The sequence below is a fragment of the Vibrio sp. FF145 genome (assembly GCF_041439075.1).
GTDB classification, from domain to species: Bacteria; Pseudomonadota; Gammaproteobacteria; order Enterobacterales; family Vibrionaceae; genus Vibrio; species Vibrio tasmaniensis_A.
Genome location: NZ_JBGONH010000008.1, coordinates 33,670 through 51,306 on the forward strand (window position 1 = coordinate 33,670; position 17,637 = coordinate 51,306).

The 17,637-nt window shown below is 43.1% G+C and carries 18 protein-coding genes; 8 read left to right on the forward strand and 10 right to left on the reverse strand.

What is annotated here, in order from left to right:
- Positions 1 to 139 precede the first annotated feature (139 nt).
- The 4 genes from ACED42_RS04905 to ttcA all read left to right on the forward strand — a co-directional run bounded on the left by ACED42_RS04905 (position 140) and on the right by ttcA (position 3,807).
- Entirely contained in the window at positions 140 to 1,009 is an 870-nt protein-coding gene (locus ACED42_RS04905) for a hypothetical protein (protein ID WP_371701677.1), read from the forward strand.
- Positions 1,002 to 1,850, forward strand: a complete 849-nt coding sequence (locus ACED42_RS04910) for a glucosaminidase domain-containing protein (RefSeq protein WP_371701679.1) — start codon at positions 1,002 to 1,004, stop codon at positions 1,848 to 1,850. Before ACED42_RS04905 ends, ACED42_RS04910 begins: the two co-directional genes overlap by 8 nt.
- 123 nt (positions 1,851 to 1,973) lie before the next feature.
- Positions 1,974 to 2,624, forward strand: coding sequence for a DUF2987 domain-containing protein (locus ACED42_RS04915; protein WP_017103169.1), 651 nt, complete (start codon positions 1,974 to 1,976; stop codon positions 2,622 to 2,624).
- Between the two features lie 289 nt (positions 2,625 to 2,913).
- The gene (gene ttcA / locus ACED42_RS04920; RefSeq protein WP_009846716.1) at positions 2,914 to 3,807 is read left to right on the forward strand and encodes a tRNA 2-thiocytidine(32) synthetase TtcA; all 894 of its coding nucleotides are present in this window, start codon (positions 2,914 to 2,916) and stop codon (positions 3,805 to 3,807) included.
- Positions 3,808 to 4,079: 272 nt separating this feature from the next.
- On the opposite strand, the gene uspE is transcribed toward ttcA, so the two are convergent.
- The 10 genes from uspE to ccoN all read right to left on the reverse strand — a co-directional run bounded on the left by uspE (position 4,080) and on the right by ccoN (position 13,064).
- Entirely contained in the window at positions 4,080 to 5,030 is a 951-nt protein-coding gene (gene uspE, locus ACED42_RS04925) for a universal stress protein UspE (RefSeq protein WP_371701681.1), read from the reverse strand.
- Positions 5,031 to 5,162: 132 nt separating this feature from the next.
- On the reverse strand, positions 5,163 to 5,909 hold the full coding sequence (locus ACED42_RS04930; protein WP_009846714.1) for an FNR family transcription factor: 747 nt from the start codon (positions 5,907 to 5,909) through the stop codon (positions 5,163 to 5,165).
- Positions 5,910 to 5,995: 86 nt separating this feature from the next.
- A complete protein-coding gene (locus tag ACED42_RS04935) occupies positions 5,996 to 6,670 on the reverse strand; it encodes a sulfite exporter TauE/SafE family protein (RefSeq protein WP_009846713.1) in 675 nt (224 codons plus the stop codon).
- Positions 6,660 to 6,896, reverse strand: a complete 237-nt coding sequence (ccoS, locus tag ACED42_RS04940) for a cbb3-type cytochrome oxidase assembly protein CcoS (protein ID WP_009846712.1) — start codon at positions 6,894 to 6,896, stop codon at positions 6,660 to 6,662. Before ccoS ends, ACED42_RS04935 begins: the two co-directional genes overlap by 11 nt.
- On the reverse strand, positions 6,896 to 9,268 hold the full coding sequence (locus tag ACED42_RS04945) for a heavy metal translocating P-type ATPase (protein WP_371701683.1): 2,373 nt from the start codon (positions 9,266 to 9,268) through the stop codon (positions 6,896 to 6,898). The genes ccoS and ACED42_RS04945 overlap by 1 nt, the downstream gene beginning before the upstream one ends.
- A gap of 5 nt (positions 9,269 to 9,273) precedes the next feature.
- Positions 9,274 to 9,753 (reverse strand): FixH family protein, encoded by a 480-nt coding sequence (locus tag ACED42_RS04950; protein WP_009846710.1) that lies wholly within the window; start codon positions 9,751 to 9,753, stop codon positions 9,274 to 9,276.
- A gap of 85 nt (positions 9,754 to 9,838) precedes the next feature.
- Positions 9,839 to 10,813 carry a cytochrome-c oxidase, cbb3-type subunit III gene (gene ccoP, locus ACED42_RS04955; protein ID WP_009846709.1) on the reverse strand — a complete coding sequence of 325 codons (975 nt, stop codon included), beginning with the start codon at positions 10,811 to 10,813 and terminating at the stop codon, positions 9,839 to 9,841.
- Entirely contained in the window at positions 10,813 to 10,989 is a 177-nt protein-coding gene (locus ACED42_RS04960) for a CcoQ/FixQ family Cbb3-type cytochrome c oxidase assembly chaperone (protein WP_009846708.1), read from the reverse strand. Before ACED42_RS04960 ends, ccoP begins: the two co-directional genes overlap by 1 nt.
- A 9-nt stretch (positions 10,990 to 10,998) precedes the next feature.
- The gene (ccoO, locus tag ACED42_RS04965) at positions 10,999 to 11,619 is read right to left on the reverse strand and encodes a cytochrome-c oxidase, cbb3-type subunit II (RefSeq protein WP_371701685.1); all 621 of its coding nucleotides are present in this window, start codon (positions 11,617 to 11,619) and stop codon (positions 10,999 to 11,001) included.
- Positions 11,620 to 11,630: 11 nt separating this feature from the next.
- On the reverse strand, positions 11,631 to 13,064 hold the full coding sequence (gene ccoN / locus ACED42_RS04970) for a cytochrome-c oxidase, cbb3-type subunit I (protein ID WP_009846707.1): 1,434 nt from the start codon (positions 13,062 to 13,064) through the stop codon (positions 11,631 to 11,633).
- Positions 13,065 to 13,316: 252 nt separating this feature from the next.
- Here ccoN and ACED42_RS04975 point away from each other — a divergent pair, with 252 nt between their 5' ends.
- The 4 genes from ACED42_RS04975 (at position 13,317) to ACED42_RS04990 (ending at position 17,611) form a co-directional block, all read left to right on the forward strand.
- On the forward strand, positions 13,317 to 13,682 hold the full coding sequence (locus tag ACED42_RS04975) for a hypothetical protein (protein ID WP_371701686.1): 366 nt from the start codon (positions 13,317 to 13,319) through the stop codon (positions 13,680 to 13,682).
- Positions 13,683 to 13,797: 115 nt separating this feature from the next.
- A complete protein-coding gene (locus tag ACED42_RS04980) occupies positions 13,798 to 14,982 on the forward strand; it encodes an FIST signal transduction protein (protein WP_009846705.1) in 1,185 nt (394 codons plus the stop codon).
- Positions 14,982 to 16,706: an ATP-binding protein gene (locus ACED42_RS04985; RefSeq protein ID WP_269336198.1), complete on the forward strand. Its 1,725-nt coding sequence runs from the start codon at positions 14,982 to 14,984 to the stop codon at positions 16,704 to 16,706. The genes ACED42_RS04980 and ACED42_RS04985 overlap by 1 nt, the downstream gene beginning before the upstream one ends.
- Positions 16,707 to 17,161: 455 nt before the next feature.
- A complete protein-coding gene (locus ACED42_RS04990; RefSeq protein ID WP_371701689.1) occupies positions 17,162 to 17,611 on the forward strand; it encodes a phage protein in 450 nt (149 codons plus the stop codon).
- Positions 17,612 to 17,637: the final 26 nt, after the last annotated feature.

A 17,637-nucleotide genomic window follows, 5' to 3' on the forward strand; every position in this document is an offset into this window, starting at 1 on the left:
TTATTAACCATTAAGACGTAAAAGCAAGCCTTGTTACAGATTCATATTTTAGTTTGCATCCGACATATGGGTATAATGAAGGTAATTTTTTATCAATAAGTTAGGTGCCTTCGTTTAGTTGGCGCACCTAGGTATCAATATGAACAACGACATCGAAAAAGATTTTAATTTGGGCGGTAGTATCGACCGTGCACTTTCCGGCGATTATGAGCTCAAAGCAACGGCTGTATTCCAAGAGGCTTGGAAACATACGATAAGTCACTTTCTTTCGTTTTCCCCTGCGATTGTTGCGCTGATGTTCGTACAATTGGCTATCTTTTATATCGCACTAAAGCTGCAACTTGGTGACCCAGCAGTGATCTTAGATACGGTAATCGACCCTGAGGCCTTTACACCCCAGATCGTTGAATCGATTTTCATTGCGAATTTTAGCTATGAAGTCGTCAGTGCACCCATCTATGCCGGCATCTGTTTAATGGCAATGAGCCACGCTGCAGGTCTTCAAACTAAAGTGCGCCACATAGGCAAAGGTTTGCAGTTTACGATCCCCGTTATTCTAGTGACTTTGTTCAGCCTAATGCTTCAAGGCATCGCTGGTATGATTCTGCCATTTCTGTCTATCTACTTCTCACTTGCGTTCAGCAACTCAATTCTGCTGATTTGTGATAAAAAAGTTCCACCGATGCAATCGCTGTTACTTTCTCTAAGAGCAGTAAATAAGAAGATCTTCGTAGTCGCGTCTATATACCTAATGGTTATGCTGATGTTCATCGTTGCTGCGATGATATACGGCATTGGCTTGATCTTCGTTCTTCCATTCTTCTTCCACGTGAAAGGTATCGTTTACCGTGAAATGTTTGGCATCAAGCTGAAGATAATTGCATCAGACCGCCCAATGAGCGATGACGATGGCGATGGCGATGGCGATGGCGGTAACAATAACGGCAATAACGGCAACAACAGTAGCCATGGTAACAAGAACAAAAACCCGCAGGTCTTCGATGCGTAATAACGACAAAGGCAGCGCGAGTAAATCTCTTGCGCTCAAAGTAACAACACTAGCAATCGTGGGTTCTATTTCACTGATTGGCCCTTACCTTTACCAAGAAGAAGAACGGCGACGTACGACAGAACAAAGCTCTAATTCAGCAGACCAATTTGATGACTTAACTGTTGCTTCAAGCGCACCAAATTTTGCTGCTATTAAGGATGTAAACGAGAAAAAAGACGCGTTTTTCTCGTTCCTACGCCCAAGCATCAAGATTGAAAACAAACGTATCACCAAAGAGCGTGCGTTTTTAACCAAGATCTCTGAATCAGGTATTACGAATATTGATTCAGAAGACATGTCGTATGCGAAAAGGCTAGGGAAGTTATACAGCTTGCCAGTGCCATCTTCAGGATTAGATCAAGCTTGGCTTACGGAAATGCTTAGTCGCGTAAACGTACTGCCAGAGGCGCTTGTATTAACACAGGCTGCCAATGAATCGGCTTGGGGGACATCACGTTTCGCCACCAAAGCAAACAACTATTTCGGACATTGGTGTTACAGCAAAGGTTGTGGCCTTGTTCCGCTACAACGTAACGAAGGCAGCTCGCATGAAGTAGCAACATTTTCTTCAAGCCAAGAATCCGTACACCGTTACTTCATGAACCTTAATCGTAACCGTGCCTATGCAGATTTAAGAGCCATTCGTGCGCAACTGGCAGCAAATGGTAATGATCTGTTAACCAAAGAAACGGCGACCGAATTGACCAATGGCTTGTTAAAATATTCTGAGCGAGGTTCAGACTATGTGACTGATTTACAAGCTATGATCCGTCACAACAAGGTATACTGGGAAAAGTAACTCATTTGGATATCCGTTTGATTGACTTCTTTAGTCAATTTGACACCAAGCAATATCGCAAAAGAGCAGCTCATTGGCTGCTCTTTCTATTTATAAACGCTCAACTTCAACAAGATTATAATAATGAAAAAGACAGCTATCGCTTTATTAGCCACTTTAAGTTTTGGGGTTTCTCTTCCAGCTTCGGCGCAAGAATACATGTTCACGTATTCTAAACTCTATACTCAGCTGAAAAACAACACCAAAGAAGGGCACGATGATGTCAAAGTTGCGGTGTTCTTTGTTGACCAACAAGCACAGAAAACCTGTCACATCAGCAAAGCTTGGATGGAGAAAGAAGAGCACTACGAAGAGCTAAAAGTATCTCCTGCGAATGAGCTGCTTCTACCTGTAGATCAAAACCTGCGCTCAGCAAATCCTCTTATCTTTGTACAAACCCAAGAGCAAGAGTGTGCATATTCGCTCGTTGTAATGACTCAAGAGCCTTTAGCTGGCGATGTTGAAGTTGCACAGCTAGAAAGCCTGTTACCACAGATGCAGGCAATGCTAGAAGACGTCAGCGGCATGTTCTCTAGCTGGTTCACACCTGATATCCAAGGGTTAACGTTGGAGTTCAATGACAAGCTTGAAGGCAACATTGCTCTATCTAACGGTAAACAGATCCCAATTAAAGAAGGCCGTGTTAAATTCACCTTAGAAGAGCTCAATGGAAGTGACAGCATCACTTTACCAGAGCCAACGGTTCGCGTATTACCGTACATTCCCGCGCAATAAGTCTAGCTAAAAGCACTCCCTACGCTTTGAGGAAGTAGTTCTTAAGCAGCCTGGTCTTTTAGAGAAGGCTGCTTTTCTTTGTCTACTATACAAACCTCGAATTTGTTAAGACGCGTTTATCTAACCGTTTAGAGAGCTTAAAGCTCAAAAGAAGCGGAATCTTTCCAATACTCAGCTTGTTAATCCTGCCGTTACTATTTCAACATCAAATAAAAATCCGTATAATCCACGCCCTAAAACAGTCCCACTAGCAATCTACAGTCGGTAATACGACGGTGTGAGAGTCGCAATGAACCAAAACGAAAATAAAAAAGAAACACTTGAATTCAACAAGCTTCAGAAACGTCTGAGACGAAATGTTGGAAATGCCATCGTTGACTACAACATGATCGAAGAGAATGACGTAGTAATGGCATGCATTAGTGGCGGTAAAGATTCATTTGCGATGCTAGATATTTTGCTACGTTTACGTGAAGCTGCACCTATCAAATTCGATGTTGTTGCCGTAAACCTAGACCAAAAACAACCTGGCTTTCCTGAGCATATTCTTCCTGAGTACTTCGAAACTCTGAACATTCCTTACTACATCGTAGATAAAGATACGTACTCCGTAGTTAAAGAGAAAGTGCCAGAGGGTAAAACAACTTGTGGTCTATGTTCTCGTCTTCGTCGTGGTACTTTGTACTCGTTTGCAGAGAAAATTGGGGCGACTAAGATTGCTCTTGGCCACCACCTAGACGATATTGTTGAGACGATGTTCCTGAACATGTTCCACGGTGCACGCTTGAAAGCAATGCCGCCAAAATTGCGTTCTGATGATGGCCGTAACGTTGTTATTCGTCCACTGACTTATTGTCGTGAAACGGACTTAATCCAATACGCAGAGCACCTAGATTTCCCAATCATTCCTTGTAACCTGTGTGGCTCTCAAGAGAACCTACAGCGCCAGAACATTAAAGCAATGTTGATTGATTGGGATAAGAAAACGCCAGGTCGTGTTGAGAAGATCTTCAAGTCAATTCAGAACGTAAGTCCAAGCCAACTGGCTGACCGAGAACTGTTTGATTTCGTAAACCTTCCACTAGACCGTAGTGAAGATCGCAAGGCCTACGAATTCGAAGAAGCTGAAATTTCCTCATCAAATATCGATGAGTCAATGTTCATCGACGTGACTAACGTATAATACCAATCGTAGTAAATAATTGTTCATCCTAGCTGGTTAAAACACTCGATAACATCGTTAGAAATTTTGATTGTAGAATAACTACTTATCGAAAATTTCTGCCTTGTTCTCAAGCATTTTTCCTGCGCTATTTATTATCACTTACTTACTGTGATTGGTATAACGAGATATTCGCGATTCTGTATTTGGAATGGCGGAAGCTCTAGATAAATAAAAACGCCTCAAGCAGTGCTTGAGGCGTTTTTTTATGATTTTAAATCAGCTATAAGGTATTAACCTATAGACAAATTGGGATCAAGTGGACTGACGTAACCCGACGGTTTAAGAGCAAGTACGTCACAGTTAATCTTGTCGATTACATGTTCCGCAGTATTACCAATAAACACGGCAGATAATCCAGTACGGCCGGTTGTACCTAGAATCACCATAGCAGCGTTGTTTTCAGACGCGACACGAGGAATAACATCTTCTGGCAAGCCTTGCTCAACAACAGTTTGCTCTTCCCTCATACCGTGTTTCTGGCGCAACGCTTTCATCGCTGTTAAGTGATGACCACGAACCGCGTCAGTATAAGAGGTTGGGTCAAACTCTGGCAGCTCGATTGTGATATTAGCAGGTGTCACTGGGTAGGCGTTTACCAATAGCGGCTCAGCATCTAAACGACCTGTGATTTCAAGTAACCTGTCGACCATCGTATCATTGAGCTCTAAGTGAGCTTCGGTTTCAGAGCCTACATGAACTGAAGCGTAAATCTTCGCGTGTTCTGGCCAGAAATCATTTTTAACCAATAGCACTGGGCTAGGGCATTTTCTCAATAAGTGCCAGTCGGTAGGAGTAAAGATGACAGATTCTAAGGTATCGTGCTTACGCGTACCTTTGATTAGAATGTCATGCTCGCCACTGTAAACCTCTGCAATGATCGCTTCATACGGGCGGTTATGCCAAACCACTTGCACGTTAAATTCAATAGAATCATCAAGGTAAGGAGCCGCCACTTTATTCATCCAAATTTCACGTTGATGAATTACGCCTTTACGCATTGCGTCTCTTTCATCGACAGAGAGCATAGATGTCATGTCATACGAGAAATCGTAGATCGATAAAAAGAAAGTGATGTGGCTTGTTGATGTGCTTTTCTTGGCAAGTTGGATAGCACGAACTAGAGCAGGTTGCTCATCGTGATTAATGTCTGCGACAACTAAAATTTTGTTATAGATACTCATAACTAAGCCTACTTTTCAGACCGAACATATAAATAATGTAGCGTAGTTATGGAGAGAATAAGAGAAATATAAGAGGTTTTAAGAGAGAAACATGATGTAGCTCATTATTGAACTACATCATTGATATCTAGACTATTCTTTTGAAACGCCAGCAAGTTCCATCAACGCATCGTGATCTTCGATAGTGATATATTTGCCTTTAACGCTCAAGATGTCTGCTTTTTGGAAGCGACCTAAAAGACGGCTAATTGTTTCAACAGTCAAACCAAGGTAGTTACCAATATCGCCACGAGTCATCGTTAGGCGGAACTCACGTGGGCTGAAGCCACGTTGAGAGAAACGAGTAGAAAGGTTGTAAAGGAATGCAGCAAGACGCTCTTCCGCGTTCTTCTTAGAAAGAAGCAGAATCATTTCTTGGTCACCTTTAATCTCATTACTCATCAGACGCATAATTTGCTGACGCAATTTAGGCATTTTGCCTGATAGGTCGTCTAGAATTTCGTATGGAATTTCACAGACCATAGAAGTTTCTAACGCTTGTGCGAAACTAGGGTGCATGTCACCAGTAATCGCATCGAAGCCAACAAGATCGCCCGCTAGGTGGAATGCAGTAATCTGCTCATCACCTTGCTCGGTAATCGTGTAGCTCTTGATCGTTCCAGAGCGAATAGCGTATAGAGATTTAAGCTCGTCACCGGCTTTAAATAACTCTTGGCCTTTTTGAATAGGCTTTTTTCTCTCAATGATCTGATCAAGTTGATCGAGTTCAGATTCATTCAAAGTAAACGGAATACAGAGCTGGCTAATACTACAATCCTGGCAATGGATCGCACAGCCACCAGACTGAACACGTTTCGTCACAGGCTTTTCAGAAATCATAACAATCTTTCACTATTTGATATACGTCAATATTTTAGCATTCCTTAATCCTAAAGGGTAGTAAAAAAACCGGATTAAAGACGCCGCTATACGGTATAAATGATAAGCTGTAGCGCCATATAACCGGTATAGAAGCCGTAAATGAGGATTAAAATTGCACCAAACTGACGAAATAAGTCAGCTTGTTGCAGTTTTTTGAGGAAATTTGCCCCCATTCCAACCGTGAGCATCGCAGGGAGGGTTCCTAAACCGAAAGCAAGCATGATACCCGCTCCGTTATACCAACTTCCTGATACGGCCGCCCATGTAAGCATAGAATAAACAAGGCCACATGGTAACCACCCCCAAATGAAACCAAATGGTAGAGCGTGACTAGGATGCTTCAATGGTAGAAATGATTTACCGACAGGAGAGATATAGCGCCATAGTTTTTGTCCGACTTTTTCAAAAAACAACAAGCCGAACCACCATTTGCCAATATACAAACCTAAGACGATCATAAAGCCAGCAGCAAATAATCGCAGCCAACCTAGCAGAGCGTTAAAATCGCTTAGCTGACCTATAGAAGAAATTGCACCGCCAATCACACCGCCAATCACGGCATAGCTTAGCAAGCGTCCTAGGTTATAAAGCAGGGGAATGACAGGGGAAGGTTTACTGTTTCCAATTGAAAGAAGCGACGCAATGCCACCACACATTCCCATGCAGTGACCTGCGCCGATCAACCCAACAACAAAGGCTCCGATCCAATCAGGCGTCATCGTTCTTTTTGTCTAAGTTAGTTTGGCTTTCTACGTTAGCTTTCTCGTTCTTAACAGGTTTACTATCAGAATGGTGAAGAGCATTAGTGTCTTCATCAAACAGAATGTTGTGGCCTTGACGCTCAAGGTCTTCAAACTGCTCACTCTTAACTGCCCACAGAAATATACCGACAGCGATGCACACAAGTACGATCGCAATTGGAATAAGTATGTATAAACTTTCCATTATTTACCTTGCTCTTTTAAAAGCCTTAACGAGTTAGACACAACAATAATAGAGCTAGCAGACATGCCAACAACGGCAATGTATGGAGCAACCAAACCAGCAACAGCCAATGGAAGAATAAGTAAGTTATACCCCAACGACCACGCTAAGTTTTCACGGATTATCTTACGCGTTTTAAGCGCTAATGTTCGTGATTTAAGTAATCTATCGAGTTTGTCACCCAATAACACCATATCCGCTGAGGCTTTCGCCACGTCGGTACCGCCGCCCATTGCGACAGAAAGGTGAGCACCCGCCAGAATAGGCGCATCGTTAATACCGTCACCAACCATCATGGTGATGTCACTAGCGTCTCTAGAGTTTAAATAAGCCAGTTTATCTTCCGGCTTCGCGTTAGCAACAATGTCAGTAATGCCGATCTCTTCAGCAACAGGTTTCGCGTTAATCAAAGAATCGCCAGTCAGCAGCGTGGTTTTGATTCCCGCTTCTTTGAATTGCTTAATGAACTCAATACTTTCTTTACGAATCGGGTCTTCATAAGTGAATGTTGCGGTATGTCGACCAGACATCGACAAGTAAATACCATTGCTTTCCGATGTTTGTGCATCACCAAGAATGAATTCACTGCTGCCGATAGCGACTTCTTGTCCATTCCACTCACCAGTGATACCAGAGCCAATTACGTTATTGACAGACTCTACTTCGATATCATCAGAAAGATGAGTCTTGAACGCTTTCGCGATAGGGTGGTTAGCATGTTGCTCTAGGCTCGCCGCTACTTTCAAACAGGTGTCTTTATCAAGTTCTGCGAAGGTTTCAACTTGGCTGATACGAATATCACCCTCGGTCAACGTGCCTGTTTTATCTATGATCAAGTGATTCACTTTGCACAAAGTTTCAAACACATGGCCTTTGCGCAGCAAGATACCGAAATTACCCATACGAGAAGTTGAGCAGGTGATGGCTGTCGGTGTTGCAAGCGATAGAGCACAAGGACATGTCGCAACAAGTACCGAGAGCATAATCCAGAAAGCATCTTCTGGACGTGTTTGGTGCCAGTAAAACCAAGTGCCGAACGAGATAACCAGAATCACAGCAACAAAGTATCGAGCAACCACATCGGCAATCTCTGCGATGCGAGGCTTAGACAGTTGCGCTTCATCCTGAAGGCGAACGATATTGGAAATCACGGAATCCGCTTTAGACGTCATCACTTCCAATTCAAACGATTCATCACCATTCAATGTACCAGCAAAGACGGTATCGCCTTCATTCTTAACCACATGAATCGATTCGCCAGTCAGCATCGATTCATCAATATGAACTCTACCAGACAGTACTTTACCATCCGCAGGGATATGCTCACCGGGTAGAACCCGAATCTGATCGCCAACCTTCAAGGTTTTTACCGGAACTTGCTCACCGTCTAAAGTTGTCGCCATCGCAGGAACCAACTTAAGCAGGTTACCACTCGCGGCTGCTGCTTTACGACGCGCGCGCATCTCAAGGAAACGACCAAGCAACAAGAAGAAGGTGAACATCGAGATAGATTCAAAGAACACTTCGCCTTGCTCTGTCACCGTTGCCACTAAACTCGCAACATAGGCAAACAATAGAGCGATCGACACAGGAACATCCATGCCCAAGGTTAGGCCTTTAATACTACGCCAAGCGTTAATATAGAACGGTAATGCAGAGTAGAGCAGTACAGGCGTTGCGAAGATCAAACTCACCCAACGAAAGTAGCTTTTGAATTGCGGCTCAAGGCTGCCAAAAACTTCGAGATAAAGCGCCACGGCTAGCATCATAACTTGCATGGTCGCTAAACCCGCGACACCAAGACGATAAAGGTAGTTTTTCATCGAACGATGATAAGCAGCTTCTTGTTGGTCAGCCTCGAATGGTGCGGCTTTGTAGCCCAACCTATGAATCGCGGATAGCAACTCGCTCAGTTTGGCCTGAGTGTTGTCCCAGCTAAGCAGGGCACGGTTAGTCGTGGTATTAACACGAATACTCACAACGCCAAGCTTTGAAGAAACTTGCTTCTCAATAAGCCAAGCACAAGCCGCACAAGAGACACCATCTAGTGACAATGTCACCTCAGAGATGTTTTCGGAGTTACGGACGAACTCCAATTGAACATCTTCATTGTCATAGTGACTGAGAGCCAGAAGTTGCTCTGGCACCAGATCGGCTTTTTCAGCCGGAGCAGTACGGTATTGGTAATAAGAGACCAAACCGCTATCTATGATTGTCTGGGCTACGGTTTCGCAACCCGGACAACACATCGGACGAACCGATCCTAAAATTTCTACTTTAAAATCCGTTTCCGCTGGTACATCTTCACCGCAGTGATAACAGGATTCACACATAAGCTTTAATTCGTTAGTTGAGTAGGAGTATCAATAGGGAAGTTCATGCGACCTTGCACTAACCATTCAGAATCATGCGGAGAAAGCTCAATAAACCATGGTCCTTGCATTTCGTGATCCAAAGTCATGGTGTAGTTGCCTTTCGCATCCGCTGTCAGTAGTTGAGTAAAATCGCGGTCAGGCAGTGTTCTGTGAACAAACATTGCGTTAATCGCAGGGAAGTGATCGAGTTTACCTTTCTCAAGAGTAATGATAACTGAGTTACCTTTCTCGTTAACTGAAGCTGAAAGGCCGAGTTCCTTTGCAATATTTACTTTTGAAATGTCGACATTAATGCCTTTTCCTTTTTTATAGTAATCCTCAGTCACTAGGTCTACAGAGTTCTGTGTGAACACAATAACCGTCATGATGGTCCAAATAACTACTGTCGCTGGCAACGCGATTAAGAACCACGGCCAAAACTGTTTATACCAAGGCTTTACCATAAAAAAGATCTCAAAAAAGAATAAAAAGAAGGGGTTATAAAATAAAGGAAAGACAGCCTCTTAGAAAGAGGCTGTTATTGAAATGTTACTTATTATCCGAGTTGCTTAAGCTCCACACGTATGATGAAATCAGTTGTACTTTATCCTCGCCTAGAATGTCTTTCCAAGCAGGCATAACGCCAGAGCGTCCGTACATTACTGTTTCCGTCACAGCAGCGCGAGAGTCGCCAAACAACCAGTCGCGGTCGGTCAGGTCAGGTGCACCTACAGCAGGGTTACCCTTACCATCTGTACCGTGACATGCAGCACATACAACAAAGCGTGCTTTACCAGCTTCAGCTTCACGAGCATTCACACTACGTCCAGAAAGGCTAAGCGTGTAGCTAACCACTTCTTTAACGCCTTGCTCACCAAGTGCATCTTTCCAGCCAGGCATTTGGCCAACACGACCATGCATGATTGTTGTCACGATAGCTTGTGGTTCACCACCATATAGCCATGCGTCATCAGTTAGGTTAGGAAAACCTTTTTGACCACGAGCATCAGAGCCGTGACACTGAGAACAGTTTTGCAAGAATAAACGTTGGCCCACTTTAATTGCGTCAGCATCTGATGCAATGTCAGGGACAGAACGTAAACCATTTTCGTCGTGAGCTAGCTTTTTGAATGCTTCACCAAAATAGGTGTTGGCGTCATCAAGCTCTTTCGCGTACTCGTCTAACTGCTTGTTCGCTTGAGCCGCAGCAATCGAAGAGCGAGACTCTTCAATACTACGAACTTCTTGGTTTGAACTTGTCCACCCTAGTAGACCTTTAAAATTGCCAAGGCCAGGGTAAAGAGCAAGGTAAACCGCTGCAAACACAATCGTACTGATGAAAAGGTATGTCCACCATTTTGGTAGTGGGTTATTAAGCTCACGAATACCATCGTATTCATGGCCCATATCATGACCTTCTTCTACGCCAGTTCGATCTTTAAAACACCAACGAAGCAAGACAGCACAACCAATTAGGGTACCAATCGTAATCGCACTAACCCAGATACTCCAGAATGTACTCATTACTTTGTCACTCCTTGATTTTTAGAACTTGTTGCCGGCTCGTCGTCTGCAAACACTAGGTTCGCATCTTCGTCGAAACGTGATTTACGATTCTTGCCGTATGCCCACCAAACGATGCCGATGAAGCAAGCAAAAACAGTAACAGTCCAAACACTTTGAAATGTAATAATGTCCATAATTATTCCTTATTTCATTGCGTGGCCAAGCGATTGAAGGTAAGCGATGATTGCATCCATCTCTGTTTTTCCTTCAACATCTTGTTTAGCGTTAGCAATTTGTTCGTCTGTGTAAGGAACACCAAATTGATTACGGAAGAGTTCAAGCTTCTGTTGAGTCAATTTGCCATCAAGTACATTATCAGCAAGCCATGGGAAACCAGGCATGTTTGATTCAGGAACAAGTTCACGAGGGTCGATAAGATGAACACGGTGCCACTCATCAGAGTAACGATCACCAACACGCGCTAGATCTGGACCAGTACGCTTAGAACCCCATAGGAATGGGTGTTCCCAAACGCTTTCGCCCGCTACAGAGTAGTGACCGTAACGTTCAGTTTCAGAGCGGAAAGGACGAATCATTTGGCTGTGACATACGTTACAACCTTCGCGGATATAAATATCACGACCTTCCATTTCCAGAGCAGAGTAGACGCGTAGGTTTTCTACAGGTTCAGTCGTCTGCTTTTGGAAAATAAGAGGGGTAATTTCTACTAAAGCACCAAAACTGATAGCAATAACGATCAAGATCGCCAGTAGGCCAACGTTCTTCTCTACCAACTCATGGCGATTATTTGAATTTGAGCTCATTCTAAATCTCCTTAAGCCGGTTGAGGGATAGCTTTAAGGCTATCTTTAGGTGCAGAAACAGTTTTGTACGTGTTGTATGCCATTAAGAACATACCAGATAGGAAGATGAAGCCCCCTAAGAAGCGTACAAAGTAGAACGGGTAAGATGCTTCTACAGATTCAACGAAGCTGTAAGTTAATGTACCGTCAGAGTTAACTGCACGCCACATAAGACCTTGCATCACACCAGAGATCCACATTGCAACAATGTAGAAAACCGTACCAATCGTTGCTAACCAGAAGTGAACATTGATTAGAGATACAGAGTACATACGCTCTTGACCAAATAGTTTAGGAACTAAGTGGTAAACCGAACCGATAGAAACCATCGCTACCCAACCTAGCGCACCAGAGTGAACGTGACCGATAGTCCAGTCCGTGTAGTGAGATAGTGCGTTAACCGTTTTGATTGCCATCATTGGGCCTTCGAAAGTCGACATGCCGTAGAATGATAGAGAAACGATTAGGAAACGTAGGATAGGGTCGTAGCGTAGCTTATGCCACGCACCAGATAGAGTCATAATACCGTTGATCATGCCACCCCAAGATGGAGCAAACAGAACCAAAGACATAACCATACCTAGAGACTGAGTCCAGTCTGGAAGTGCTGTGTAGTGTAGGTGGTGAGGACCAGCCCAAATATACAGAGACACAAGAGCCCAGAAGTGAACAATCGACAAACGGTAAGAGTAAACAGGGCGACCAGCTTGTTTAGGAACGAAGTAATACATCATACCTAGGAAACCAGCTGTCAATAGGAAGCCTACCGCATTGTGTCCGTACCACCATTGCACCATTGCATCGATCGCTCCGGAATAAATCGAGTACGATTTAAACGCAGATACAGGAACAGCCAGGCTGTTAACGATGTGCAACACGGCAACCGTGATGATGAAGGCTCCGAAGAACCAGTTAGCTACATAAATGTGCGATGTCTTACGTTTAATCATGGTTCCGAAGAACACGACCGCATAAGCTACCCACACAAGCGTAATAGCAATATCGATTGGCCATTCAAGTTCTGCGTATTCTTTACCAGAGGTTAAACCTAACGGTAAAGTAATTGCAGCGGACAGGATAATCGCTTGCCAACCCCAAAAGGTAAAGGCTACGAGAGGGCCACCAAAGAGACGCGTCTGACAGGTACGTTGCACAACATAATATGATGTTGCAAACAGCGCACTTGTACCGAACGCAAAAATAACCGCATTAGTATGCAGGGGACGTAAACGACTGTACGTCAGCCACGGCGTATCAAAGTTTAGCTGTGGCCAAACTAATTGAGCGGCAATCAAAACACCAACGCCCATACCGACAATACCCCACAAAATTGTAACGAGGGTAAATTGACGGACGACCGTATAGTTGTAGTTTTGTTCAAGCTGCTTTTCTTGGCTCATTTGCATGCTTCCAATTTCTTATTTACTACACTTTACTTCCAACACGACTCACGTCGTAATGCCACCCAAATTAGAAAAGGAAATTCAGCCTATTCAGAGCTTTATTTCCACTTGCTGATTTTAAAAAAAAGTGGCATTTTCAACGTGACACTATACTTGAATTAACAAATCAATGACAGAGTAGTAACCTTACGCTTGGTCTGGAATTGGATTTTTATTTAAAAACTTTGAACTTTGTAACAAGGAGTAAAGATTATAATGGCGGCACAAAAGCTAACAAAAGGCAGGCTTGTTCAAATTATCGTCATGTTGGTTATTTTAATAGCTGCATTTACTTGGAGAACAGTGACATACGACAATAACGAAACAGTAAACTGTATAATTTCTAAACCTTGCCAAATTACTATTGATAAACATAATGTTTTAATTTCAGGTGATAACCTAGGGTATTCGATCGAAACATCTAAAACTGGTAAATTTATCATTAACTATAATGAGAGCGGAACTCTAGAAGAAAAAGGGGCATCAATTTGGCTGTTACGAACGAACGCTCAGAACTCCTCAATAACGGTTACATTTCCACAACAGATAGCTACACTTTCTGTAAACCTTTCTAAGGAATAACACAGTAACAAGTTAGTCTCGCCTCAATTCTTTTGATAGAAATATGTACTAAGTCAGTGAAATAGATTGTATAAAAGTGTTATAAAGAGAGCATTAATAAAATCTTCCGAGATCTATGAAATTTCTATCAAAAGTCTCTTATTCCCTAGACGATAAAATCGCAGTAGATGAGCTGCTCAGTGGGGTGGCAAACCCTGACGATATTGCCTGTCTTATCTGCTACTGCACCGAAGAGTACTCCACACTTGCTGTGCAGAGATATTTGGTAGATGCGCTCCCGAATACACCAATACATGGCTGCACCACTTGTCACGGTATTATGACCGAAACAGGGTTCCATTCAGGCCCTGTGATTGGGATACTCATCATCTATGATTCCGGGATCAATGCCTACGGTACCGGCATCAGTCACTTTGGCGATTCCATAGACCGTAGTACATTCAGCGCCATCGATAAAGCATTAAAGAACGCCAACCGAGAAGGTGAAATACCCGATCTTATCTTGCTCCATTCCACCCCAGGAAATGAAGAGAAGGTGATGGCGGCCATCGATAACAAATTTGGCACAGAGGTGCCGATTATTGGTGGAAGCGCAGCAGACAATCAAGTGTCTGGAAATTGGAGTATCTTTACCGAAGAAGCTCTTGCTATTAATGGCGTCTCTTTAACGGTGTTTTTTGCGTCACAATCCATCTATTCATCTTTTAGCGCCGGTCATACACCCACTCAGTATTCAGGCACCGTCACCAAAGTAAGAAATCGAATATTGTTAGAGATCGACCATAGGCCTGCGACCACCGTTTATAATGAATGGACTAATTTTCATTTAGGTGGCAGTGATGATGGGTATATTTTTGAAAAGTCGACAGTTTATCCATTAGGTCGAAAGGTCGGTTCTTCTTACGACTACCCATATTTCAAGTTGTCGCATTCGATCAGAGAAACTGAGTGTAACGGTATCGAGTTGTTCACTGATATCAATGAAGGTGACACCATCTATTTGATGCAAGGCTCTAAGCAACAACTTATCAGCCGTGCCGCTAACATCATTCATTCGTCTTACTATAATGATATGGATCTTGAAGAAAAATTAGGGGCGATCAACATATTCTGTGCAGGACCAATGCTGCACCTAAAACAAGATATGGATGAGGTTTGTGACCAAATCAATCACGCACTTGGTGGGCTTCCATACATATGTCCATTTACGTTTGGTGAGCAAGGCAGACTCTCTGGTGGTGAGAATGCGCACGGAAATTTGATGGTATCGTCTGCAACGTTTTATAGGCTGAAAAAGTAATGGATACTGAAGACCAGGAAGCGCTGCAAGAAGCTCGTATTGAACTCCAAAAACTAAAGGTCCGTGAACGTAAATTAGCTGAAGAGAATAGGGTGATCCTATCGACTATCTCTGCGATCAGTAAGGCGAGTAACATATCTGAAATATTTTCTAGTCTCGAATTCGCACTCAAAAAATACATAAAGTTTGATGATTTTATTGTGGTATCAAGAGTAGGGAATGAAGGTAGTTTCAAAACCCTGTTAACCAATAACAAAGTATTCGAACAAATGAATTGGACAGATTGTGGCAAGCTATCGCGAGTCATTAATGGAGAATGTGCCATTCTTTTTGAACCCAAATCTCTGGGTGAATTCAGCACTTTGCATCCCATTATCCTAGACCAAATTAACTCCGTACTGATTACTGGTATTGATAGCGGGCTAACACAATCCGTTATCATCTTTATCCATTCCAATACCAAACACTTTAGTATTGAAACCAAAGCCACTCTAAACCGATTTCGACCGCTGATTGAGCGTGCTGTTTTCGATATTGAAAACAAAGAAAAACTTGAAGCGACAGTCCGAGAACGTACAGCAGAACTCGTAGCAGCAAGAAAAGACGCAGAAAGAGCCAACAAAGCCAAATCTGAATTCTTAGCAATGATGAGTCATGAGTTAAGAACGCCGCTAAACGCAACCATAGGCTTAATCGACACGCTAAAGTCCACACCGCTGAATGATGAACAACAGTCTATATTGTTAAATATGAGTACATCATCTGAACTCCTATTGGCGATCATCAGTGATGTATTGGACTTTTCAAAGATTGAATCTGGATGCTTCTCGTTGGCTCCTCAATGGAGCAATGCAAGAGACACTGTAACTTTTGTTTTATCTGAACAAAAGAAGATAGCAGACGATAAAGGGTTGTCGTTAACCCTAACTAGCGACATTCCAGAAGGTGAACTACATTACATCGACCCAAGTCGCTTAGCACAGATCCTTTTTAATCTCATTGGTAACGCAATAAAGTTCACTGAACACGGGCATGTACATGTTTCTATTACATACCAGCACAGTTCATTCCGTATTAGCGTAGAAGACACCGGAATTGGCATCAGCTCACAGCAACTTTCGTCATTATTCAGTCCGTTCGTGCAAGCCGATAGCACAATCACACGTAGATTTGGTGGCACCGGCTTAGGTTTAGCAATAACAAAACGACTAGTAGAACTGATGCGCGGGCGTATATCGGTCGAGAGTGAGCCAGGAAAAGGCTCGAAATTTGAAGTGCGGTTACCAGTTCTAACGAGAGTTACGAACAATCAAGATCATGCTGCAGAAGATAAATACTCGCAAGTTCCCAGAACCCGTTATTCAGTGTTAGTTGTTGAAGACAACCCAACCAATCAGATGGTGATTCAATTGATCCTTACGCGGCAAGGCCATGAAGTTTTCATCGCAAGCAACGGTGAAGAAGCCATTGGCTTTGTAGAAAGAGGTAATGACCCGATAGACATTATCTTGATGGATGTGTCGATGCCAGTTATGGACGGAATAACCACAACCAAATACATGAGAGACGCAAACATCAAAACACCAATCGTCGCGCTAACGGCACACACATCAGTAGAAGATAAATTTTCTTGTTTAGATGTCGGTATGAATGATTTCATTACCAAACCTGTAAGAACCAAAGAGATCATTGAAGCAATTGATAGGTTAATGCTTGAAGTCTAATAAACGTATTCTTAATCGAAGATTAGGAAATATGTTTATTAGGTATTTTATGGTAAATAGACTTACTGTTAAATGGAACGTCAGTTTGGTAGTCAAACAAGAGGCAGGGCATCACATAAAGGTACCTGCCTTATAAATATCAAACCTAATTTACCATAATACACATAATACGCAGTGATTGTACGTGAAATCTGAGGAGTTTCAGTGCTTTAGCCCTTACGGATTTTGCACACAACGTCGAATTAAGTCCTTAATGTTGTTGGTTTTATGGATTTTGGCTGCACGTTTATGCACGTTTATGCACGTTGCGTTCAATATTGTTGGCTATACTTGGTTTTCGTGTCTCTGTTTTTTGCGCTGACGTGCCGCCGTTTCCAGAGACTTTCTACTACAAACACACCTTATGAGGAGGAAAAAAACTTTGCGCCCTTGCCTTAATTTTTGAAGGAGATCACATGCTCACGCCACACTTTGCGGATCTCGTGCATCATCACTTTGATGATATCCACGACGCCGCAGCCTTTTTTCATGTTCAACCGATCACGGTCCAGCGTTGGCTCTCAGGTGAAGTCCATGTGAACCCGATGGCCGAAAAATTGATGAACATCCACGCTCGCGGTTATTTGCCTTTAGACCATCGTTGGAATGGATTTAAGGTGCACTATGATCGTGCCACCTTGATCACGCCTGAACGACGCGAGTTTAATCCGAAAGAATTGCTCAGTTTTGCGTATTGGCGCGACGAACATCGTCAGCTCGTCGAACGCCACGGTCGAATTGATTCCCCAAAGTTTTACCCACCTAAAGAACATCCATTACCGTTTCGTGGCGCTCGCCGTATGCCCGCGAAACCTTGGGTGCCTACCAAATCAAATAAAACTAGGTACAACTCTTGTAAACATTAACTTTGCTTGCTCTCCACATCAATCAG